We start from the raw sequence: 516 nt of genomic DNA on the forward strand, positions 1-516 counted from the left end.
ATGCCCGACGGGGTGCCGGTGCTCGCCACCACGGCGACGGCCAACGAGCGCGTCGTTGCCGACGTGGCGGAGCAGATGGGCGCCGGGGCGGGCCATGCCGACGTGCTGACGATCCGCGGGCCGCTCGCCCGCAAGTCCCTGCGTCTCGGCGTGCTCACGCTGCCGGATGCCGGAGCACGGCTGGCCTGGCTGGTCAGTAACCTCGGTGCGCTGCAGGGGAGCGGAATCGTCTACGCCCTCACCGTCTCGGCCGCTGAAGACACCGCTCGCCTGCTGCGCGACGCGGGACACGAGACCTACGCGTACACCGGTCAGACGGACACTGCGGAGCGCGAAGACCTGGAAGGCAGGCTCAAGCGCAACGAAGTGAAGGCGCTCGTCGCCACCAGCGCCCTCGGCATGGGCTTCGACAAGCCCGACCTGGGGTTCGTCGTCCACCTCGGTGCGCCCTCGTCCCCGGTCGCGTATTACCAGCAGGTCGGGCGCGCCGGCCGTGCGACCGACACGGCCGATGTC

Annotated in this window: 1 protein-coding gene; it reads left to right on the top strand. The window is 71.3% G+C overall.

From position 1 onward, the window contains the following. Positions 1 to 516 (top strand): helicase-related protein (locus tag AC1DBX_RS20650; RefSeq protein WP_476932668.1); only part of this gene is annotated, 516 nt, incomplete at both ends.

Source organism: Arthrobacter sp. 10N44_2 (assembly GCF_056394385.1).